Consider the following 19490-nt stretch of genomic DNA (forward strand, 5'->3'; position numbering starts at 1 on the left):
CCAACCTCCTAGCGCCAGGGAAGAGCAGTTCCGCCCACCACAACGCGCGTGCGACTGATTTCGTCCACAATCTTGTCGCCTATGGAGGAGCCTTCGCGCACAAAGTGCCGCCCCTCGGGACCCGCGACCTCGGCCTCAAGGCTTGCGCCCCTGCCGCGCACGGCAATGACGCGCAAATTGCCAAGCCTTGCCTTTGAGATGCTTCCCATGGCGCGGGCCATCTCCTCCTGAACCGTCGCCTTCAAGGTATCCTTGAGGCTTTGGCGTATGGAGTCCCGTATGCTGTCCTCGAGGCTGCCGGAAGCAGTTTCGGCTTCAGTGCCTGTACCCGCAAGGCGGCGCTCCATTTCCTTCAGCTTCACCTGCACCTCGGCAAGGGCCAGGTCCGCCCTGGCAATCTGTGATCCTGCCTGCAGGCGGGTGATCTCGCCCAATGTACCGGAATAGACAGTTCCTGGCTCAAAGTTTGTTATGGCAGGAAGGCGCACAGAGTTTGCATCTGCCACCGGTTCCGCGTTGGGCTTGGCCTGTGAGCTACCCTTCCCCTCGTCTTGCGCGGGAGCCTGCGGCAAGGCCGCTTGGGGAGCCACATGTGCCTGCCCTGCCGGCTGCAATTTTGTGGGCCTGCTCACCCTTGCGGGCCTGGGGGCATCCTTCAGGAACACGTATGCCACGCCAGCACAAGCCCCAAGAAGCAGGGCGCACAGGGCAAGTACGATGATGGCTCTCTTGCGGCCAGGCTTTTCCGTGACTTGCAGGCTTGCCTGGCCTTGCGGGCCTGTCATTTGCAAAAGAGCATCCTTCGTCAGGTCTTCTCTTGTCATGATTCCTCCACAATTTTGTCTGCCTTGTCAGCGTCTGACTACAAGTTCTCCTTCCATGCTCCAGCTTCTGCCATCCCAGGCCATGCTTTGAAGGTATAGGCCACGCAGAGCCACTGCCCCTGCAAGGGCCTGGTAGTCGCTCACCACATAGTCCGGGATTGCCTGCAGCCGTACACGGGCCTTGACCCAGGGAGCCTCGACCCTTGTCTCGCCCACCATGAGAGACTCGGGCTTTTTGAAGGAGACTTTAAGTCTCAGCCCAAAGCGGGTGGCAAGCTCTGCCAGAATGCGCCTTGCCGTCCCCTCGTCCAGAAGATCCTCCTTTGTGAGGGAGCCTTTGGGCAGGGCAAGGCTGCGGGGAAGAGTCTGTGTGGCTACCCCCGGGTTTTTCACGTCGTTTACAGCATCCCCTGGCGGAAAGAGCAGCAGGGCAGAAGAGTGCGCCTTCCAGCGGGCAGAAAGGCCTTTTTCGGTTCCCGCAAGCTCCTGCAAAACCCAGCCGTTGCCGGACAGGGGATAGGCAAGCATCCCGGGGACCACGGCAAGCACGAAGGAGGAAGCGGACGGCCTTTTTTGCCAGGAGATGTCGAAGTATTTTTCGGGGTTGCGTTTGATGTCCTCACGCTTTTTGGCAAGCTCCTCCCTTGTCTGAGAGAGCAGGGTTGTGCGCGCCCTTGTCTCCCACCACTCCCACATGGTCTGGCCGCCTATGAGAAGGGCAGCAGCCAAAAGGCCCATGAGAGACACAAGGACAATGCGCCCAAGCGAGACGGGCTCAAGGGGCAAAAGGGCTGCTTCGCCAGCCTTTTCCCGTATGGCTGCCCTTGCAAGCTCCCGCAAGAGGGCAAGACTCTCGTCCTCGTCAAAGACCCTAGGGCCAGTGAGGCCAAGGCTTGCCGCAATGCTTTGGGCAAGCTTTAATGCCTTGCCCCTGGCGCTTACGAGCACATCGCCGCGGGCAGAAAGAACATTGGCCCTGGCTGCCCACACCCAGTAGAGCAGGCCTTCGGATGTGGGAAGGCAAAGCACTGCCACGCCTTTTGCAAGATGCCTTTGCGCAAGCACTGCCAGGGAAAGTTTTTTTCCACGCCGTGCGGGAGTCAGAGTTCCGTTTCCGACTGATACGTGCCGCATGCCGGCACGCTGCAATATGCCAAAGCGCTCCCTGGCAAGTACCAGACTGTCGCAGCCCTTGAGCCTTGCGTACCTTGCCATGGCCTGGCGGGAGAGTTTGTCGCCCCCTCCCGCAAGGCTGTCCGCCTGCCAGAGCAGGTTGCAGACAAGGCCCATGGGGATATCGTTCACGTGCAGGCAAACTGGTTCAGACATTGTCAGCCCCCTCAAGCTCGATGGTCACCACAAGCAGGGTCTTGCTCGCGTCGTTGCTCTTGCCTGCATTAAGCAATCCAAGGCTTTCCGCAGCCTGTTCGGTGTCCTGCTCGAAGCCAGCCAGAACAAGCGTCTGGCCGCTCTTGAGCCTTGTTCTCTGGCTGAAGGACCTGGTGGAGACCTGGGGCAGCTGAACCAATATGGTGTCCCGCTCGATGGTGGTCATGTCCTCAAGAGAGGAGAGGGTGATGTTGTACTGCAAGAGCACGTGCCTGTCCGGCAGGATGTGCGGGATGATGGTCATGGCAAAGCCTGTGGTGACCTCGCCTGGGGTGATTTCGGAGGTCTGGCTGTACTCGGACGTGCTCATGGTCATGCCGGCAAGGTAGGCGTGGCGGCGCACAGCCTGCACGGGAAAGGGCTGGTTGTTGGTCACAAGGCCGGAGGCAGAGGTGAGCTGGGTCGCGTTGCCCCATTCCTTCATGGCCTCAAGCGCTGCAGAGGAGCCCTTGAGGCTCCCCTTCAAAACCGAGACCGAGGCAAGGGAAGAGGCGGTGGCAGCGGCAGTGCCTGCGCTGATTGCCACGTCCGGCGAGGAGAAGAGGGCCTGCAAATTTATGCCTGCGGATGAGGCATCGTTCACTTCAAGGGCCCACACCCGCACGCACAGGGCTATCTGGCGGGAGAGGCGCTCGTTCACCTCGTCTATGTAGGCGCGCACAGCCTCAAGGCGGGCATAGGAGTCGCGCACCGTGATGGTGCCGGAGGCAGGATTTACCCTGGCAGTGCCTGCCTTGGAGAGCAGGCCGCGGACAGTTGTTTCCACGTCCTTCCACACGTCGAGGCGGGCCCTTGTGGTATTGGTCTGGGCAGTCTGGGTGGATGTGTCGCCGCCAGTGACTGTCGTGTTGATGCTGGAACCCGTGCCAAGGTTCGTTGTGCGCTGTTCGCGGCTCTTGTTTGAGACCTGGCTCTCCCAGCCGACCTCGCCAACAGGGGCTTCCACCACAAAGGTTCTGACCTGCATGGCAGAGAAGGTGATGCGGCTGCGCTTTTCCTCCCAGTCCCATCCGTAGCCCGACATGGAGGCTATGGTATCGAGAAGGCCCGCAAGACTGCCGGTGTAGCTTATGTCGAGGTAGCCGGAAGGCAATGGTGCAAGGCTTGCCAGGCTTGCGGCATCGTCCGGCAGTATGTCTTCAAAACCTGGCACGGTGGGCGAGGCTTGGGGCGATGCGGGAAGAGCTATGTCCTCCGGGCTTGCCACCTGGGCAGAGACCGGGGCAAGGCGCGAGAGGGAGGCAGCGATTTCAGCCAAGGTTCCCTTTTGCTTGAGGGTTACCCTGGTCTGCAAAAGGGCGCTGTCGCGCACATCGTGGGCCAGGCTCACCAGGCGTCCCTGAAGATAGGGGGCAGAGCTTTCGGTAAAGGTGCGGGCCCTTGCTCGTGCGTTCAGCTCGTCCCTGTGCGCTTCGATCTGCTCCCTTGAGGGCGCCTGCACGTCACGCGAGGCGCAGGCGAAAAGATTGGGCAGAATGGCAAGCAGGGCGAAGAGCAGAAGGGGAAGGGTACGGGAAAGGCGAAAAAGTGGCTTTTGTCTCATCAGCGATCCCCTATGTGCAGGACGTTGTTTCCGTGGAAGATGTGGGCCGTGTAGGGGGCACCTGCCTCGTGCAGGCCCTCGAAAAGGGCGCGTACTGCCTCGGCAAAGCTCCCATTGAAGGTTGCGCCTGCTGCCATGTGCAAATCCGTGTCCGCCTGCCAGACCATGCGGTAGCCTGCCCTGGAAGCCCACGATCCTACCTGGGCCTTCAGGGAACCCGGAGCTATGGACCAAGTGGGTGCGGGGGCCGGGACAGAACTTGCGGTATGGGCTTTTGGCTTGTCCTGGCTTTGAGCCACGATTTTGGCCTTGCTCTGGGCCCTTGCGAGGGCCTGGGTTACGCTTTGGTCAGTTTTGGGCGCAGGTTTGGGGCTTAAGGCAGTCTGGGTCTTTGGCCTGGCATCGGCCCTGGTTTTGGCTTCTGGTTTGGCTAGGGGCTTGACAGGTGTATTGGTTGCAGTGGCTGTCGATTTGGCTGACTGTTTTGACACCGTTGGCTTTGTGAGCCAGATGAGGGTGCCCTTCCTGAGTACGGCCTTCTTGTCCTTGAGGTTGTTCCAGGCCATGAGCCTCGTTATCTTCGTGTCCAGCACTCGTGAGGCTTCCACAACACTCATGTCCCTTGCCAGGTAGACCCTGCCAGGACCTGCGTAGTGGGAGACTATGAGGTCAGGCCGGTCATACGTATGGGCCTGAGCCTGGGAAGGCATGGGAGCGCTTGCGGAAGACTTGTTCGCAGGCTTTGGACTTGCGGGAGTCGGGGAAGAAACCGATGCGGGCATGGCTTTCGAGCTTGCGTCGGATACCTTGCGGCAGGTCAGTTTTTCGTAGAGCTCGTCGCTGTAGGGCTGCACAGTGAAGGTCTTCTCCTCCCAGTCCAGGATGATGAGGGTGTTGGTTTCCTGGGCAATGCGCTCCAAAGTCGCAAGCCAGGGTGTTTTGGCAACCCAGCTCACCCTTGTCATGGGAGCCTCGTGGGCGCCCAGGGCAAGCCAGCCTCTGGGGGTCAAAAGCGCAAGCGCGTGGGCAAGCGGAAGGTCCTCTCCAAGGGAGTGGAGTCTTGGGGCAGTTCCCTTCGGGCCCTTCAGGTGAATCAGATGACTCTGGGAAAGCCTGCTAACATTGGCGGGTGTTGCGGCTGCAGTAGCACTTTGGCCGGGCACAGGGCTTGCCAGGCGCTCCATGTAGGAGGCCTGGGCTTGCCCAGCGCAGAACAAAAGGACAGTTGCGACCAGGAGGAAAAGCAGGGCAGAGCCTTGCCATTTTTCCGGAATTTGCGGGCCTTTGGGCCACGGTACATGGTGCATGTATGCTCCTTCAGGCACGCAGGTGACGACCGTGCGCGCGAAAGCTGTCGAAAAAGGAGGTCCTTGCAAGGCCAAGGGCAGAGGGAAGGCTCAGGCCCCAGCGCTCAAGGAGAAGGAAAAGGGCTATGATGAGCAGGGATATCCAGAACGTGGGCCAGCACATGTGCAGCATCCAAACGAAAAATCCGGAAAGAGCCCTGGCATCGAGAAAGGCTATGCGCACTGTGCGGGCGCTGTCCCGCCACAGGACCTGGTTCATGTCTTGCGCACTCCTTGCAGTTGCACGTTTTCAAGGGGGTGGGTTTTTGTTGCAGGCAGGGCTCGTTAGCGGGGCATTTTGCCGCAGACCATGGCGAAGGTTTCCCTGCCAATCAGGCCCTCGTGAAGCTTGGCTGCTGCGTCCTCTTCCATGCTCTGCCCGTGCTCGCGCACCATGCGGTTCAAAGTTGGCAGAAGGTCCTGCAAAGGCAGGGTGCAGAGGCCTTTGCCAAGCTCCCTGTCAAGAACAAGGATCTCCCGCAAGGCCACCCGTCCGGGAGTGCCCGGTGCCATGGCCTTGGGCGCCCGGGGCACCAGGCGCTGGTGTATGAGCACGCGAACATTGGCACAGAGAACCGAGGCCACTCCTGCACGCTCGTCCTCGGGAAAGGCGTTGACCATGCGGGTGATGGTCTGGGGCACGTCCTGGGCGTGCACCGTGGTGTAGGCGGCTACACCCTGTTCCACTGTCGTAAGCAAGGCGCTGATGGTCTCCCTGTCGCGGCACTCGCCAACCATGGCTATCTCGCCCTTCCTGCGGGTCAGGGTGCGCACCCCGCTTGCCCAGTCCTCCACGTCAATGTGCACGGCAGACTGGGTGATGGGTGCTGCGCGCTCCTCTATGGGCAGCTGCGAGAAGTCGAATTCTATGGGGTCCTCCAGGGTGAGAATCTGGCGCCCGGACTTGAGAGATGCCTCGTGCAGTATGGCTGCAAGCAGGGTGGACTTGCCCGAGCCCATGACGCCAGAGACAACCACAAGGCCAGCCTCTGGAAAGAGCGCTTCCTTCTGGGCAGAGGTCAGGCCCTCCATGTCGTCGAGCCTTGGAATGCTTCCCGGCAGGACTCGCATGACAACGTAGAGGCCCTTGTTGGAGCTTGTGGCGTTCACGCGAAAGCGCTGGCGAAGCACCCTTTGTCCGGGAATGAGCACTGTTGCGGCGTAGTCTATGCTGTGCCCTGTCTTCACAAGGCCCGCCCGGTTGGACTGGCCGGAGGTTGTGTTCACGATTGCCTGGATCTCCGCGTCATTGAGAGGTGTGTCCGTGACAGGAAACCACACGCCGTCCCGTTGCAGCCAGACAGGGTCCCCGGGGCAGAAGACTATGTCCGAGGCACGCATCTCGACACACCACAAAAGCAGTCTTTCGAGCTGCTCCTGGCCTATCTCGTGAACCAGGGTCTCCGGAAAGCGCAGGGATTTTGGGAAATTTCCGGGCCTTGTGAGGCCTTGAGAGCCCCGGGAGTCCATGGAGCCCTGGGAGCTTTCCACAAGGCAGAGGCTTCCGTTTCTTGCAGGCACAAGGGTCATGTTTTCCTCCCTTAGGGCAGTGCCCTGTTGTCCAGCCAGGCCTTTTGGGGAAGAAAGCCTGCCGGAACGGTGATGCGAAAGACTGTCTCGTTTATGGCAAGGGTGCGCTTGCCCACTTTAAGCCCAAGCTTTCCCTCGGAGAGGCGCGGCATGCTCACCATGCCCCTTTGCGCAAGCAGGTGAAAGCGCAGCATGCCCCGGTAGTCCGCCACAAGGCGGGCCATGTTGAGCTCGAAAAGCTGCCTTGCCTGCTCAAGTCCCTCTTTCCAGCCAAGGTCTACGCCCTCCTTCCAGATGTCCTCCTCGTGCCCGTTTTCTGGCAGATACCCCTGGTGAGGCTCCAGTGCCGCAAAGTCCGTCACAAGGTAGTCTCGCCAGGTAGGTGCCCGGCTCACGATGCGGGCAGGGCTCTCTATGCGGTAGGTGGCCTCGACGCTTTGGGCATTGTCGCCAGATTTCAGGCTCGTGGCAGGTCCCATCCAGCGTATGACTGGCGGAAGCACCCGGCCCTCAAGCAAAAGCTGGCGGAAGTTGAAAATGCGGTCAAAGATGAGGGCCCTTTTTTCGCAAGTCTCGCGCAAGAGGCCATAGCCATGACGCACGGCCTTTTGAAAGGCCATGGTTCCGGCTGCCTGCTTCAGAGCCTTGTCACGTATGTCCCGTGCCCGTTCCCTGGCCTCTGCCTTTCTGTCACCTGCCCTGCGGCTCTTCAAATTCTCAAGAAGGCGTTCACCCTCACTGTCCTTAAGGGCGCTGGCGCCTTGCGGGGCTTGCCCTGTCGCATTGCCAGGTCCTCCGAAGACGAGGGGTGCGTTTGGCATTGTCCCAAAGCCCGCGTAGGGCCTGTCGCTTCCGTAGAGGGGGTAGCCTGGTGCCACAAAGTCCTCCACATCGGACGCAAGGCTGGGTACAGGGAGAGTCTGGCCCTCAGCTCGGGCGCAGGAGATGAAAGGCGCTGCGAAAAGCCCAACCAAAAGAAGCATCAAGAGCGCCAAAAGGCAGGGGAACAGGGGCACAGTGCAAGACCTGCGACATGATACGTTTCTCATGCGCTGCTCCTTTCTTGTGATGTTGCTGGGGGTAATTCCGTGGTATTGCTACGGCGTTGCCTGTCTTGGCCTTGTCCGGATCTCGTCCTGTGTAAGCCAGACAAGCTCTATGACCTTTTTGTCCTCAAGGACGCGCACTTCCTCGCCTGCTGATGTCTGCAGCCCAATAAGGCGCAGGATCTGCAGGACTTCCGTGTCTTTTGCGCGCACGTGAACAAGGATTGGTGCCGTGCGTTGTTTGCCTTTTTCCACCAGACGATATCCTATGCGCGCACAGATCTTTTCGAGAGCACCTGCAAGCGGGCCCTCGTAGGTCAGATCCATGTGCGTGTGCAATGGCCCGGTGCGTAGTGACCCGGTTGAAGATTGTGCGGCATAGTTCTGGTAGGAGCCTGTGAGACGCGCAAGGTCCGCCATGATGGCGTTTGCGGAATCGTTCAGGGAGCGCTCCACAAGATCCTGTCCGCTTGTCCTGTTGCTTTCCCTTGCCACGCACCCGCCAAGGGCCATGACCACGAGAAGCAGGAGGAGAAGGGCGAGGGCAAAGGGGCCTGTGTCGTTGTGTTGTCTATGTGATGTGTTGGGTGATGTTGGGTCCGGAAAATCCGGGAGGGAAGATATGGTTCTCTGCTTCAACTCTCTGAAAACGTTGCCTGTTCGTTGACGCCCCGTGCCCTTTCCCATGAAACGGGCTCATCCGGGAAGCGTCGGATGGACTCCTTTTATGACAGAAATAAAAACATGTCAACAAGAAAAATTTCAAGGACTCATAAAAAATGTTATGCCGCAAATAAAACAGAGCATGCTACAAATCCTGTGCCCGGAATCTGGTTTGGCCTGTGGTTGGGCACTACAGGGAAGTCTCGGGTGGTCTGCAGTACTGTCCGGGTTGTGCGGAGCGCATAAGGCTAGGACTGTCAGGGGAAGCTGGCAAGGAGGCTCACCCCATGCAAAAAAAGTTCGACAAGGATGGATGTCCGGCGTAGCATGATTAAGAAAGGGGGCCACGGGAAAGACCGAGGGATGGCAGAGGGCGATTTTCTCTGCCGTGTCCTCGCTTGTGACAATGCCGAAAGCATCCATGTCCGAGCCTGTGTCGGCAAGGGTAGGAATGGTTGTGACAGGCAATGCTACTCATGAGTCTTGAGAGTTGCCTATCCTCACCCTGCACCGGAACCCGGAATCTACTGGCAGGCGTCCCCCTGGGAAAAGTCGTGCGAAGGATGTTGAAAAAAATTTTTCTGGCATTTCAGAAAACAGGTGTTGACAATAAATGGTGACATGCTTATAAGTGAATCACGGACTGCAGGGAGGACCTTTCCCCGAATGCGGGGGCCTGCGGCAACGGTGCCACAAGATGCAGAATTGAAGCCAGTTGATGATCATATTGCTGGCCAGATTGGCTCCTGGTGCCGTCAACGAGAAACGGGCAACAGTACAGGAACATACAGGTGACAATGGACATACCCTGGGGTGCCCAGGCGGTTTCCCTGCCAACAGGAACGGAGCTTGAACCCCACGAATCGGAATGGATAGACAAGATCAACACTCTGGGCATCACGGCGGACATAGACTTGTGTCTTGATCTGCTCGATTCCTGCCCCCTTTCCCTGACAAGAAGAAAATTGTGCGGAGTTTTTGCAGGCGTGCTCCTTGGCAGGGTGCTTGCCATGAGTTGCGAAGAAAGGGCAGGGCGCAAGGAACAACTGAAAAGGCTCTATGCACTTTCCTCCTTCTGGACCATTACAGATCCCGAGGCCTTCTGCCTCTTCGTTGAAACAGTGGGCCCGGAAGTGCTCTACGTCGCAATCAGGCTCTGGCCCGATGACCATCAGGACAGCAGGCTTTTTTGTGCCGCAGTGCTCTGGGGCCTGCACCTCGAACATGCGAAGGGTACGGAATTTCTGAAAGGAAATGGCGCTCTGGAGTCCTTGCGCACTATCGTAACCCAGGCAATCTATCCGGGAGATGAGCCGAGAGAGGACCAGGGAGAGGAGCAGGATGAACGCGCCGAAGGAAAAGTACAAGAAAACACTGCGTGCGCGCTACTTGCGTGAGATGCGTATCCTGCTTTTGAAAGGCAAGGCTGTGCGTAACAAAAAACACGCAATATCAATTAGTTGTGCTATTCCTCTTGCTGGCTGATCCCGTGTCCATACAAGCATTGTCCATACAGCGAAGAGCGTTTTTAGCCATTTTTTCCATTACATTAGCCTTATCTTTCAACTCCACATGCTGATAAGTGCGCAATATCATGGTTGCGTCAACATGACCCATAATCTTGGCTAGAGTTCCTACATCAAGTCCTTTCCTGAGTCCATTCGTAGCAAAGGCGTGCCGCAAATCATATGGACGCAACTCCCGATCAATACCGGCTTTCACCAGCGTACTCTTCCAGGATCTCTGTAACCGCATAATTTTCCGCCCATAGTAATTAACAACGGTAATACACTCCTTATAAACTGAATCCCTATGTTTCCAATCTATAAAAATGTCCCTGAATGCTTCTGGGATTGGAATGGCACGCACAGGTTCACGGTGATTTTTCTTCGCCGCCCGTAAGTTAATAACCCAAGTATCCATATCAATATCAGACCATTCAAGAGACAGCATTTCGCATGGGCCAACTCTCATTCCAAAATACGCGCCCAGAATAATCACTCGCTGTACATGGTGTGGTGCGACACTGTACAGCTTTTCCAGCTCGTCTTCTGTAGGGGGTATGAATTCCTTGGAAGAACAAGCTGGTATGTCTATGTTATCTGGAATACTGTCAATATAGCCCATATTAACAGCATGCCGAAGAATACTTCGAACAGTCGTTATTCGTCTCTGTACGGTCTGTGGCTTATTACCCAAGCGTATCTTTTCCAGATAATAGTTACTGAATGTCTGCCTTGTTATTGTGCGAACATCCATGTGCAAGAACTTTTTTACCGAGTATCGTTCATCTGACAACAGGGCGTAGCCCCGCCATTCCTCAAAAGTCTTGACCACATTCTTGAACAGATACCTGTCAGGGTCAAGGGCAGGCTTCGATTCGGGCTCGGGCTTCGGCTTGGGCTTTGGTTTGGGTACTGGTGTTCTTTTTGCATCCTCCTCTATGATTTTCTCACGCTCAAATTCGAGCATGTATTTGACGCGACGATCCTCCTTCTCCGCGTCTTTTTGTGTCTCGAAAAACCGGCTGCGCTGCTTGCCGGTAACAGGATCGCGATAGTATACCTCATAACCATCGCGCTTCTTACGAACAGCCATGGTCAGCTCCTTTTGGGGTCCGACCGAGAAGTCCGCAGACAAGTGCACGCATAACATCTTCGCGCACCCAACGCAAACCGTTACCCCTACCTCTACCAAAATCAACAGGAACAACGTCATTCTGACGCATAACAGCAGCAAACTTGCTCGCTGGTATACCTGTCAGTTCTATTGCCTCTTTTGTAGTTATCAATACTGGCATGTTTACCTCCATACACAGGGTAGTCCATACCAGCCTGATGAAATTTCGTGTAGCGTGTGTTCCTAAAAACCCTTAACGACACTTCTGCACGCATCAACACGATTAAGCCAGCCTTTGAGAAATTTGGCGTTATTCCCGTTCTTTGCGATGCTACGATAGAACTTGTCACGCTCATCGCAAAGCCTCAATGCTGTGGCCAAATCATCACAACTCATAAGCGCAGCCTTGGTCTCTGGTCCATACAAACCATCATCAGAAACATTAAGCGCCCTTTGAAGAAGTTTAACGCTTTGTTTGGCGCCAGCGTTAACAGAGCTGTCATAGAAGACGATAGCGACACGAGCGGGCCAATCATCCAAATCCAGGTTATCCCAGAAGTTGTGTTTGAAGAGGGCCTTCTGGATCTCTGGTGTGACGGCGAGAACATCATTCCTGTCGACAGTGCCGTCATCGTTTATGTCAGTATTGGTACTCCTGAGAAATTTCAAAGAGACACCGTACTTGGTAGCGCCGCCTGTGTCGTCGGGATCATCGGACCAGTAGCCCTCCCACTTGCACACATGCTCATGTGCAACATCAAATGCCCTTTGGTCAGCCATAGAGAAACCTCCAAATGTTTCTCTATAAGTATGATTAAATTTTTAGGGGTAATTTATGTTATAAGGATATGTATGAGAAAAGTGTAAGGAGGTGTCTCATGCGACATATTGTTGTTGATATAGAGACCATCGGTATAGAGCCGGGATGTGTAATTCTTGAGATTGGTGCTGCGTCATTTATCCATGGTCAGACTAAAGACATCACAGATACGTTCAGTGTGTCCATAGACAAAGAGCTCTCCACAAGGTTGCCAGCCAGGATCACCGTGGAGACCAGAAGCTGGTGGATTAAGAACTTCCCTATTGTATATGGAGAAGTTCTCAGGGATTGTAAAAAGAACGGTCTTTCCCCGAAAGAGGCGCTGGAGAAATTCAACGCCTGGATTTTCGACAGCTCCAAAGACCAGGACATATGGTTCTGGGGTAATGGCCCGGAATTCGATATGTCCATATTGGGGTACTACTACGACCAGGTTAAAGTCGTAGAAAACCCATTCAATTTTCGCAGGGTGGCGTCCATACGAAGCCTTGGGGCGCTGCTGCCAGGTGTGAGCCTGGGCTCTGGTATCAAGAACGAAAGACCGCATCGATCTGTGCATGATGCGGTCTATGAGGCACGTGTGCTCCAAAGGTTTATCAACGAGCACATCAGGTAATCTCATTATTTTCTGACAACATGTCAAAAGGAGTAAAGAAATGGCGACTATCGCTGCGTACGTGGCCGTGGCCACACTGAGTTTTGTCAATGGTGAAATATTTGAGGCCGTCGGTGATGGCTTCGAAACCTACGATGCCTGCATGGTTCAGGCCGAGGCCGATGCCAAGAATATGGCTCTGGCAGCCGAGGAGCAAGAGAAGCGGTTAGCTCACAAAGTGCTGAAACACATAAACGTCGAATGTGTGTTCGTTGATAACTTCGATGGGCATACGGGATACATCCCTCTGGAGGAATACTATGGCAATTAAAAGGACTTACCAGGTCGGTCTGTCCACACTGATATACATGTTCATACTCGTGGCTCTCTCCTTCATCGTTGGGTGCTACGGATTATTTGTTTCATATGTGTCAAGAGACAAGGTGGACATCTACTATACGAGATGCATCACGCTGATGGAAGAAAACTCCAAACTGCGTGAACAATTGGCGAATGTCGCTCCTGCCAGCAAGAAAGTGGAGATGGTGTTCAACGTTGGTGACGATGAGTTCGCTCCCAAAACGCTGGCCAGAGCGAATCGGAACCTTCTTAACATCCGTTATTTCGGCGGAGAAAAGTTCAAAGGTACAATTGGTGTTGATAAACATAATCATGTTATATTTTCACATCCAGCATTCTCTGTTCGTGCCGGGGCTATAATTCTAAAAAACTACGAGAAGAAGCACGGCATCAAGACCATCAAAGACATGATTCATCGCTTTGCTGAAGGTAATCGAGAACAGTACATCAAGTTTGTCTGCAAGTGGCTCGATGTACACCCAACACAGAAGATCAGTATAACAAAGAACCTCCATCGCATACTCCCTGCCATGATAAAGTTTGAAACTGGCGAGGATGTTGGCATGGAGTATACAGAAATAATCAATGCAATCATTAGCTAGACAAATGATATAATTGACTGCTTAAATGATATAATTGAAAAACAGTCTGGTTGGCGGGGCGTAGAAACCTCGCCTTTTTGTTACCCTGAAAAATTAGATTTTCAGGGGTCGTTTTTGTTATAAGGTTATGAAGGGAGAAATGTAAGTATTCCCTTCGTTTTTCTATAAATGAAAAACCCCAGGCATGAGGAAATGCTCTGGGTATTCTGTGAGGTTTATTATGGAAAGAGTAGAAGTCATCCGTGGTCTGTATGAAGTACGTATTAGCACTGCTGGCGATATTGAGTGGAGAAGCGTCGATGTACAGCGCCTCAGTTTAATAGGCATTATCAGCCTTATTCGAAAGCTCATAAAGAATCCAAAGCTTATCCATGATTTGGCAGAAGAGGCCGCCAAACAACTCCTCTCTGTCCCGTCCTCCCAGAACATCACTCTTGGAGAGGGTGATGCGTACAAATCCCTTGTTGAAGTCATTGCATACGACGACCTCACAATGATGGTCACTGGCGAGGCCGCCGGACGAATCAACCTCTTCCGCTTGGTTCCCGCAATTGTTCGCGGGATCAAGCAGGCAAAGAGAGAGTTCAAGGAGATTAAGGCTATCTAGCCACACCTTGAACTCCATGCCCATGTCCCTACCTGCCAACGCACTCTGTGAATTGGCAAGCTTTCTCTATTCACCGTAAGGAGGTGATTACCATGTTATTCTGGCCTTTCCCTCGGCCAATTCCCGTTAAATAACTAAAAAGGAGAACACCTATGGATGTCAAGAAAATGGAATATTGGGGCAGCTCAAGGGTTGTCCCGACAGTCCGCCATAACTTGGCGGGAGAATTCAATAATGTAAAATTTCCGTCCCGTAAATGCGAGATGGAAAAAACTCCTGATGTGTGTTCGTACATCAGGAAGAACCGTGGAGGTACTACAAATGGCTAAGATCTATCTTTCTGAAGAGAAGTCGTTGCCACCAGAACAGCGTCCTGATGCTTCCGGCTACAAGGCCGAGAAGCAGGCACAAAAATGGTCCAAGCCCAAGACGAAAGTCTATGGGCAGACCTTCGACCCGGCAGTAGCCGGGTGTCTCTTACCAGAAAGGAGGCGCTACTGGAGATAGCGCCTCCCTCAATTAAATAATCAACTCGACGGGAGCAGTTATCTGTTAAGATAACTGCTCCCCCTTATCTTTATTATTTTAGCCCACCATGTCAAGTACTAATTTTTCTCCAGTAAATGTTGTTTTACGCCAATAACTGGCGAAAACTCGTTATGCAAAATTATACCTTATTGGGTATAAAACTCCCTGTATCCCCTGTTATTATACCCTATCAGGTATACGGTTCTTTTTTAGCTCTTGCCAACCATGCTGTTTTGCAGTATTAAATTTTTAGTGCCCATTTTTGTTATAAGGATGTACAAAAATGACGTTTAGCGATGGAGGCTAGTATGGATTTGGTAAACCTTACTCCTCACGCTGTTGTTTTGTATGAAAGAGGTGCCTGCGAAGAAGTTGGTGGCAGGCTTGTTCTAAAAAACAAAAGCGCGAGGGGATTTGTCAGTATTCCCAGCTCTGGATTGTCCAGAGTACGTCTCGGAGAAGAAGACCATGGTGCGATAAAAATCGGGAAGAGATTTGTTCCTCTTACAAAAATGGAGTATGGGGAACCTGTGGGGCTTCCAGAAAAAAGAGAGAACACTATGTTCATTGTTTCTGCCATAACTGCTACTGCAGCGGCTAAATCTGGAAGAGAAACAGACGATCTTCTTATTCCCGCTGGGGTAGTCAGGGATGAACGTGGAATTGTTATTGGTTGTACGAAATTCGCCGTACTATAAAGGAGGTAGTAGTTGGAAAATCTTAAGCCCGTTGAATTACGGTTATCTGATGGGCGTAACACAGTAAACATCAAGTTCATCAATGGTGAGCCGATGATAAATATTGAGCAGCTTTCGAGAGTTATTGGGCTGACATCTGACCAGCTAAAAGAAGTCTACAAGATTACAGAAACAGTGCAGCGCAATTACGCGTCACTAAAATATCTGGTTACACAACCAGAGAAAAACAATTAAGCAACCAACTACATCATAATTAGGGGATCGACCATCCATGGCCGGTCCCCTTTTGCTTTATCCAAGGAGAAGCAAGATGGAAAACACCCGCTTTGTTTGCCTGCCCATTTTCAACATCGACACCACCAAGGTTCGCATCACGTACGACTCCAGCAAGGACATCTTCTGGGTTTGTGAATATGACGCGGCACTCCTGGGGCGCACAACAAACTATCCAAGCCGCTCAAAGTCGGTACCCATGATCAAGAAGGAGTGCGCAAACAACGTTCCGTTCTACAACGGTATGTTCGAAAGCTACAGAGCGCTGACTGTAGCCATGCTCCTCAAATGGCTTGAGGTCAGAAATCGCCCTGAATGTGCTGACTATGTGCGTGAGCATGTGGTTCCGCACCTTATGGCCATGAGGGACAAGATAATCTCTCAGCGTAAAGAGCAGGTCCTTCTGCCTGAAGATATGCAGCAGAAGTCGGATCCTGCAAAATCAAAGGAGAGTACCATGCGCAAAGAAACCAATGAATTGCATTCCGATAAGAAATCGGATACACTTATGGCTGCAGTAAGCAAGATTATCGGTGACATGGAGCTGTCACTGTTCGCAAAGTTTGCCAGTACATATGTACAAACCCCTGTTACTGAGTCATCTATTATTGAGACTCTGCTGAACAACGGACTTATTGACAAAGAATCTGTCTACAGCGGTGATGCCTGGAAGACTGGCCTGCTCCGGTACGGGGCAATGGCAAAGCCCGTTATCCGTGATGGTCAGATAAAATACCTTCCCGGCATCATTGTCACACCAGAAGGTCAGAGGCAGATTGCTCTGCTTCTGGAGAAGTAAAAAAATAAGAGAAATAAAATATTGGTAGCGGCATGTATTTTGCCGCTACCCTACAGAGGAGAGCCAGAATGGAGCTAGTTGACAAAGTTCCTGGCAATGATGATGACTTAAAGGTAAGCGTAGTCTATAAACACGACAATATAGACTATGTGATCGAAGAAGAGGTAGATGGGCTGCATAGACGCATAATTGATATCCATGTCACGCCTATCTGCATTCACCGAATTGTGGCTCCGGAAAAGTTGTCACGACCTAAAATGATGGATATTTGGGGAACATTCTTCGACAAGAAGTACGACAAGACCGAGCCCATAAATGTGTTATGCCTGTTCCTTGATGATGATGGCAAGGTGAGCAAGCAGGTAAGGGGTACTGTCTTTCCCTACCACGGTATGGCCAAATTCACGGTAAAGGCGAAATCTCGGAAGGAGTACACCGCAGTGGTGGACTGCAAGGTTGACCAGGGACCCCTCATCGAAGCCATGCTGAAATGCAAGAGGGCCACGACTGATATGCTGACCGAAGATGATTTTGAAGGACTTGTGTCCTGGGAGTAAGAACAAATGCAATTTATTGACGATGTAAAGAATTGGATTTCTGGTGTGTTTCTCGACAAAATAAGGCTGATTTCCGAAAATGTCGACCTTAAGCGGCGTAACAAACAGCTGTCGAAGGATTACGAAACTATCCTGAAGCAATACGAGAGCATAACCAAAAAGTATTATGCTCTTCTTTCTGAAAAGGGGTAGAAGTCTTATACTTAAAAGAGTAGTACAAAAAAGGGCGCTGCTCCAACAACGATGCGGCGCCCTTGTTTTTTAGCCAATAGAAAAGCGAGCACTGTGTGCGCTACAGTGCTCGCTTAACGAGGAGGGTACGGAAACCATAGGAGACAAGGTATGTGTGGCGGAGAGTGTACGATTCGAACGCACGGCAGGTAGTTAGCCTACGGCGGTTTTCAAGACCGCTGCCTTAAACCAGCTCGGCCAACTCTCCTGGTAATGTTTGCCCGACAGTCTCCATAAACAGTAACAAAGGTGAACCAGCTCCCTGTCGGGCGAAATTTTTGGATTGGAAATTTGTAGCAGAACGTGCAGGATGTCCCGGAGCTATGTTACTTGGCAGGCAAGGCAGTAAAAGGAGAAAAACCTACCTTATTGTACGCTACGACGGGGAACCATCCTGCACGTTCTTGGACCCCCTGACAGACAATTTGTTGAGATGCTCTGTTGCTTCAACAAATTCTCTTTGCGCAATATGACCATCTTTCAGTCGTTTGTCAAGCTCTTTTTTAGAATCTTCCACAAAATTTTCGAATTCTTTTTGTGATTTTTCCATACTACCTCTTTTTTGACTCACCAATGACAGAGCTCACATACAGAATATCAATATTCTTGCATCGTGGAGTCATAATATACCAGTGATATCCGCTTCTGGATGTTTGAGCACAGACACTCACGGCATCGAGCATAACCTTTAGAGAGTGGTAAATTGCACTGTCCGTATAGTCATCATCGAGAACAACTATATCGCACATGGATGCGTCTTCGAGGACATTGCCGATAGCCCAGGCATTGTAGTTTATGCTTGTGTCCATTGGAGACCTGGCGTCAAGGGCAGGGCCAGTAACTGTCCAGCCAAAACGCCTGCCAAGAACATCGACAATATGGTCAGCCTTCTCGGTACTGTTCTCATCAAGCAACAGGTATACGATCACTTCTCTGTTGTTATTCTGAACTTCCACTTTGCCTGCTCCTGGATAATATCCTCACTTTTTACCTGAAAAAGTCCTATAACAAAGTAGGTATCGACACGACCCATAACAAACTGGTCCATATCTTCAGGCGGAAACACGTTATACTTGCACTTGAACTCTTCAGGTGTACAAGAACTGTACAGCTTGTTGTCGTGATCATACACCAGATAAAGGTCATCCTCTGGTATACGCTTTACACGATAGTAACTGATAGTAGCGCTTGTAGGACACCACTTCGAATTATTGTTTGGCTTTGTCTCTGGTGCTGGTTCAGGCTCCGTATGTGCGTTGATACCGATAAATGTGGTGAACCAATCCAGGAAATTGTTTGCCCAGTTTTTCATTACCCCTCCCCCAAGAGAAGGCAATGCCTGCATATGTATGCAAGCATTGCCACTAAAATCCTACTGCTACTTAATCTGCAACATAGGCACAGAATCGCTGGTAACCTTGGGCAACTGCCCATCCCACTTGTTGATTGTGTTGTACTGGATGAGCTCTGGTGTCAGGGATTCGGCCAGTATTCGGTTAGCCTCCTGCTGAGCCTTGGCCTCTGTCAGCAAGGCATAGGCGTTGGCATCCGCAATGGCTCTCTTTGACCTGGCTTCACCTTCCGCTGCAGCCACAGCCTTGTCAGCCTCTGCCTTGGCAGTAGCGACTTCTGTCTCGCGCTGCGCCGCAAGCTGCCCGGCGCGAACCTTGTCATCGATGGCCTGCTTGACGTTTTCAGGCAACCAGACATTTCCGATAATAGCTACATAGTCCAGATGGATGCCGATAGGCTCAAGCTTTTTCGAAACTGTGGCATTTACTTCCGCCAAAAAATCGTTCTTTCCCGCACCATAGAGATTTTCAGCTGTACGCTTAGAAGCGGCCTGGACCATCGTGTCTCTTACGATATTACGCAGGTAGACATCCGTGATTTCCTCTATGCCTTTGCGATATGTCTGAAACAGCACAGGCACTTTCTCTGGATCGATAATAAATGACATGCTCACATCAGCAGACAGAGACAAGCCCTCTGATGACTGAAACTGGAAGGCGCCACTGGATTTGTCCTCGCCAGTCCAGGCAACGGTCTGCTGGAAAACCGGGAACAGGTAAAGCTCCTCGTTCCAGCCAATCCAGTATTTTCCTGTACCGAGAACCTCTGAATCGACACCCTTGTCGCCGCCAAGAAGATTGACCTTGACGCCCACATATCCTGCCTCGACACGAGAACATGCGCTCGTAACATAGCACATGAGCAGGAGCAGCGGGATAACAAGCAGATTACTTCTCTTTGAAATGGTCTTCAACAGCCTGGATATCATCTTTTATTCCCTCCCTGTTTTTATAGATGATTGCCGGTACGCAGATTATGATTGCTATACCAAACCATACGGCCAGTGTACTCTTTGCGCTGAGCAGCCACGGAAGCAGAAAGCCGACCAGAAAACACAACACTATGGCCACGGCTACATATTTGAAATATAGCCTCAGCATTGATATT

At 52.5% G+C, this 19490-nt stretch carries 26 protein-coding genes and 1 tRNA gene; 11 read left to right on the plus strand and 16 right to left on the minus strand.

The features are described from left to right. Positions 1-8 precede the first annotated feature (8 nt). The 8 genes from B5F76_RS07505 to B5F76_RS07540 all read right to left on the minus strand — a co-directional run bounded on the left by B5F76_RS07505 (position 9) and on the right by B5F76_RS07540 (position 8191). Positions 9-824 (minus strand): hypothetical protein, encoded by an 816-nt coding sequence (locus tag B5F76_RS07505; protein WP_087352901.1) that lies wholly within the window; start codon positions 822-824, stop codon positions 9-11. A 27-nt stretch (positions 825-851) separates the two neighbouring features. Next, positions 852-2153: a type 4b pilus protein PilO2 gene (pilO2, locus tag B5F76_RS07510; protein ID WP_087352903.1), complete on the minus strand. Its 1302-nt coding sequence runs from the start codon at positions 2151-2153 to the stop codon at positions 852-854. Continuing rightward, on the minus strand, positions 2146-3756 hold the full coding sequence (locus tag B5F76_RS07515) for a hypothetical protein (protein ID WP_087352905.1): 1611 nt from the start codon (positions 3754-3756) through the stop codon (positions 2146-2148). Before B5F76_RS07515 ends, pilO2 begins: the two co-directional genes overlap by 8 nt. Further along, positions 3756-5063, minus strand: coding sequence for a TcpQ domain-containing protein (locus B5F76_RS07520; protein ID WP_087352907.1), 1308 nt, complete (start codon positions 5061-5063; stop codon positions 3756-3758). The genes B5F76_RS07515 and B5F76_RS07520 overlap by 1 nt, the downstream gene beginning before the upstream one ends. 10 nt (positions 5064-5073) lie before the next feature. Next, positions 5074-5322: an IcmT/TraK family protein gene (gene icmT, locus B5F76_RS07525; protein ID WP_087352909.1), complete on the minus strand. Its 249-nt coding sequence runs from the start codon at positions 5320-5322 to the stop codon at positions 5074-5076. Between the two features lie 65 nt (positions 5323-5387). Beyond that, positions 5388-6632: a type IV pilus twitching motility protein PilT gene (locus B5F76_RS07530; RefSeq protein ID WP_087352912.1), complete on the minus strand. Its 1245-nt coding sequence runs from the start codon at positions 6630-6632 to the stop codon at positions 5388-5390. Positions 6633-6643: 11 nt separating this feature from the next. Continuing rightward, positions 6644-7681 (minus strand): type IV secretory system conjugative DNA transfer family protein, encoded by a 1038-nt coding sequence (locus B5F76_RS07535; protein WP_087352914.1) that lies wholly within the window; start codon positions 7679-7681, stop codon positions 6644-6646. 48 nt (positions 7682-7729) lie between these two features. Continuing rightward, a complete protein-coding gene (locus B5F76_RS07540; RefSeq protein WP_239406996.1) occupies positions 7730-8191 on the minus strand; it encodes a DotD/TraH family lipoprotein in 462 nt (153 codons plus the stop codon). A gap of 947 nt (positions 8192-9138) precedes the next feature. Between B5F76_RS07540 and B5F76_RS07545 the strand changes: the two genes are divergently transcribed. Beyond that, the gene (locus tag B5F76_RS07545) at positions 9139-9738 is read left to right on the plus strand and encodes a hypothetical protein (protein WP_087352918.1); all 600 of its coding nucleotides are present in this window, start codon (positions 9139-9141) and stop codon (positions 9736-9738) included. 55 nt (positions 9739-9793) lie between these two features. On the opposite strand, the gene B5F76_RS07550 is transcribed toward B5F76_RS07545, so the two are convergent. After that, positions 9794-10939 carry a tyrosine-type recombinase/integrase gene (locus B5F76_RS07550; protein WP_162608751.1) on the minus strand — a complete coding sequence of 382 codons (1146 nt, stop codon included), beginning with the start codon at positions 10937-10939 and terminating at the stop codon, positions 9794-9796. Positions 10940-11203: 264 nt separating this feature from the next. Beyond that, positions 11204-11740, minus strand: a complete 537-nt coding sequence (locus B5F76_RS07555) for a glycoside hydrolase family 108 protein (protein ID WP_087352922.1) — start codon at positions 11738-11740, stop codon at positions 11204-11206. A gap of 98 nt (positions 11741-11838) precedes the next feature. On the opposite strand from B5F76_RS07555, the gene B5F76_RS07560 reads away from it, so the two are divergent. From B5F76_RS07560 to B5F76_RS07605, 10 genes are all read left to right on the plus strand, one after another. Further along, the gene (locus tag B5F76_RS07560) at positions 11839-12396 is read left to right on the plus strand and encodes a 3'-5' exonuclease (RefSeq protein ID WP_162608752.1); all 558 of its coding nucleotides are present in this window, start codon (positions 11839-11841) and stop codon (positions 12394-12396) included. 40 nt (positions 12397-12436) lie between these two features. Further along, positions 12437-12706: a hypothetical protein gene (locus B5F76_RS07565; protein ID WP_087352926.1), complete on the plus strand. Its 270-nt coding sequence runs from the start codon at positions 12437-12439 to the stop codon at positions 12704-12706. After that, positions 12696-13337, plus strand: coding sequence for a hypothetical protein (locus B5F76_RS07570; protein ID WP_087352928.1), 642 nt, complete (start codon positions 12696-12698; stop codon positions 13335-13337). Before B5F76_RS07565 ends, B5F76_RS07570 begins: the two co-directional genes overlap by 11 nt. Positions 13338-13557: 220 nt before the next feature. Beyond that, complete coding sequence (locus tag B5F76_RS07575; protein ID WP_087352929.1) at positions 13558-13944, plus strand: hypothetical protein; 387 nt, start codon at positions 13558-13560, stop codon at positions 13942-13944. A 321-nt stretch (positions 13945-14265) separates the two neighbouring features. Then, positions 14266-14451 (plus strand): hypothetical protein, encoded by a 186-nt coding sequence (locus B5F76_RS07580; protein WP_087352931.1) that lies wholly within the window; start codon positions 14266-14268, stop codon positions 14449-14451. Between the two features lie 329 nt (positions 14452-14780). Continuing rightward, a complete protein-coding gene (locus B5F76_RS07585; RefSeq protein WP_087352933.1) occupies positions 14781-15170 on the plus strand; it encodes a hypothetical protein in 390 nt (129 codons plus the stop codon). Between the two features lie 12 nt (positions 15171-15182). Then, positions 15183-15404, plus strand: coding sequence for a hypothetical protein (locus B5F76_RS07590; protein ID WP_087352935.1), 222 nt, complete (start codon positions 15183-15185; stop codon positions 15402-15404). A gap of 76 nt (positions 15405-15480) precedes the next feature. After that, entirely contained in the window at positions 15481-16242 is a 762-nt protein-coding gene (locus B5F76_RS07595; protein ID WP_087352937.1) for a hypothetical protein, read from the plus strand. A gap of 68 nt (positions 16243-16310) precedes the next feature. Then, positions 16311-16799: a hypothetical protein gene (locus B5F76_RS07600; protein ID WP_087352939.1), complete on the plus strand. Its 489-nt coding sequence runs from the start codon at positions 16311-16313 to the stop codon at positions 16797-16799. Positions 16800-16805: 6 nt separating this feature from the next. Next, positions 16806-16991, plus strand: a complete 186-nt coding sequence (locus tag B5F76_RS07605) for a hypothetical protein (RefSeq protein ID WP_087352940.1) — start codon at positions 16806-16808, stop codon at positions 16989-16991. A gap of 155 nt (positions 16992-17146) precedes the next feature. Here the strand turns inward: B5F76_RS07605 and B5F76_RS07610 are convergent. The 6 genes from B5F76_RS07610 to B5F76_RS14855 form a co-directional block, all read right to left on the minus strand. Then, a tRNA-Ser gene (locus B5F76_RS07610) sits at positions 17147-17238 on the minus strand. A 168-nt stretch (positions 17239-17406) separates the two neighbouring features. Continuing rightward, positions 17407-17580 (minus strand): hypothetical protein, encoded by a 174-nt coding sequence (locus tag B5F76_RS14850; protein ID WP_162608753.1) that lies wholly within the window; start codon positions 17578-17580, stop codon positions 17407-17409. Between the two features lies 1 nt (position 17581). Continuing rightward, positions 17582-17986 carry a hypothetical protein gene (locus B5F76_RS07615; protein WP_144268416.1) on the minus strand — a complete coding sequence of 135 codons (405 nt, stop codon included), beginning with the start codon at positions 17984-17986 and terminating at the stop codon, positions 17582-17584. After that, a complete protein-coding gene (locus B5F76_RS07620; protein ID WP_087352946.1) occupies positions 17956-18342 on the minus strand; it encodes a hypothetical protein in 387 nt (128 codons plus the stop codon). The genes B5F76_RS07615 and B5F76_RS07620 overlap by 31 nt, the downstream gene beginning before the upstream one ends. A 66-nt stretch (positions 18343-18408) precedes the next feature. Continuing rightward, positions 18409-19311 (minus strand): SPFH domain-containing protein, encoded by a 903-nt coding sequence (locus tag B5F76_RS07625; protein WP_087352948.1) that lies wholly within the window; start codon positions 19309-19311, stop codon positions 18409-18411. Further along, a complete protein-coding gene (locus B5F76_RS14855) occupies positions 19271-19483 on the minus strand; it encodes a hypothetical protein (protein WP_087352949.1) in 213 nt (70 codons plus the stop codon). Before B5F76_RS14855 ends, B5F76_RS07625 begins: the two co-directional genes overlap by 41 nt. Positions 19484-19490: the final 7 nt, after the last annotated feature.

This window comes from Desulfovibrio sp. An276 (genome assembly GCF_002159665.1).
Taxonomy (GTDB): domain Bacteria; phylum Desulfobacterota; class Desulfovibrionia; order Desulfovibrionales; family Desulfovibrionaceae; genus Desulfovibrio; species Desulfovibrio faecigallinarum.

Bases quoted from the DNA above. Each gene is read 5' to 3' on its own strand.
- B5F76_RS07520 (WP_087352907.1), bottom strand. From the start codon at position 5,063: ATGCACCATGTACCGTGGCCCAAAGGCCCGCAAATTCCGGAAAAATGG.
- B5F76_RS07570 (WP_087352928.1), top strand. From the start codon at position 12,696: ATGGCAATTAAAAGGACTTACCAGGTCGGTCTGTCCACACTGATATAC.
- B5F76_RS07620 (WP_087352946.1), bottom strand. From the start codon at position 18,342: ATGAAAAACTGGGCAAACAATTTCCTGGATTGGTTCACCACATTTATC.
- B5F76_RS14855 (WP_087352949.1), bottom strand. From the start codon at position 19,483: ATGCTGAGGCTATATTTCAAATATGTAGCCGTGGCCATAGTGTTGTGT.
- pilO2 (WP_087352903.1), bottom strand. From the start codon at position 2,153: ATGTCTGAACCAGTTTGCCTGCACGTGAACGATATCCCCATGGGCCTT.
- B5F76_RS14850 (WP_162608753.1), bottom strand. From the start codon at position 17,580: ATGGAAAAATCACAAAAAGAATTCGAAAATTTTGTGGAAGATTCTAAA.
- B5F76_RS07595 (WP_087352937.1), top strand. From the start codon at position 15,481: ATGGAAAACACCCGCTTTGTTTGCCTGCCCATTTTCAACATCGACACC.
- B5F76_RS07545 (WP_087352918.1), top strand. From the start codon at position 9,139: ATGGACATACCCTGGGGTGCCCAGGCGGTTTCCCTGCCAACAGGAACG.
- B5F76_RS07530 (WP_087352912.1), bottom strand. From the start codon at position 6,632: ATGACCCTTGTGCCTGCAAGAAACGGAAGCCTCTGCCTTGTGGAAAGC.
- B5F76_RS07580 (WP_087352931.1), top strand. From the start codon at position 14,266: ATGGCTAAGATCTATCTTTCTGAAGAGAAGTCGTTGCCACCAGAACAG.
- B5F76_RS07565 (WP_087352926.1), top strand. From the start codon at position 12,437: ATGGCGACTATCGCTGCGTACGTGGCCGTGGCCACACTGAGTTTTGTC.
- B5F76_RS07600 (WP_087352939.1), top strand. From the start codon at position 16,311: ATGGAGCTAGTTGACAAAGTTCCTGGCAATGATGATGACTTAAAGGTA.
- B5F76_RS07550 (WP_162608751.1), bottom strand. From the start codon at position 10,939: ATGGCTGTTCGTAAGAAGCGCGATGGTTATGAGGTATACTATCGCGAT.
- B5F76_RS07555 (WP_087352922.1), bottom strand. From the start codon at position 11,740: ATGGCTGACCAAAGGGCATTTGATGTTGCACATGAGCATGTGTGCAAG.
- B5F76_RS07585 (WP_087352933.1), top strand. From the start codon at position 14,781: ATGGATTTGGTAAACCTTACTCCTCACGCTGTTGTTTTGTATGAAAGA.
- B5F76_RS07515 (WP_087352905.1), bottom strand. From the start codon at position 3,756: ATGAGACAAAAGCCACTTTTTCGCCTTTCCCGTACCCTTCCCCTTCTG.
- B5F76_RS07540 (WP_239406996.1), bottom strand. From the start codon at position 8,191: ATGGCCCTTGGCGGGTGCGTGGCAAGGGAAAGCAACAGGACAAGCGGA.
- B5F76_RS07575 (WP_087352929.1), top strand. From the start codon at position 13,558: ATGGAAAGAGTAGAAGTCATCCGTGGTCTGTATGAAGTACGTATTAGC.
- icmT (WP_087352909.1), bottom strand. From the start codon at position 5,322: ATGAACCAGGTCCTGTGGCGGGACAGCGCCCGCACAGTGCGCATAGCC.
- B5F76_RS07605 (WP_087352940.1), top strand. From the start codon at position 16,806: ATGCAATTTATTGACGATGTAAAGAATTGGATTTCTGGTGTGTTTCTC.
- B5F76_RS07625 (WP_087352948.1), bottom strand. From the start codon at position 19,311: ATGATATCCAGGCTGTTGAAGACCATTTCAAAGAGAAGTAATCTGCTT.
- B5F76_RS07560 (WP_162608752.1), top strand. From the start codon at position 11,839: ATGCGACATATTGTTGTTGATATAGAGACCATCGGTATAGAGCCGGGA.
- B5F76_RS07535 (WP_087352914.1), bottom strand. From the start codon at position 7,681: ATGAGAAACGTATCATGTCGCAGGTCTTGCACTGTGCCCCTGTTCCCC.
- B5F76_RS07505 (WP_087352901.1), bottom strand. From the start codon at position 824: ATGACAAGAGAAGACCTGACGAAGGATGCTCTTTTGCAAATGACAGGC.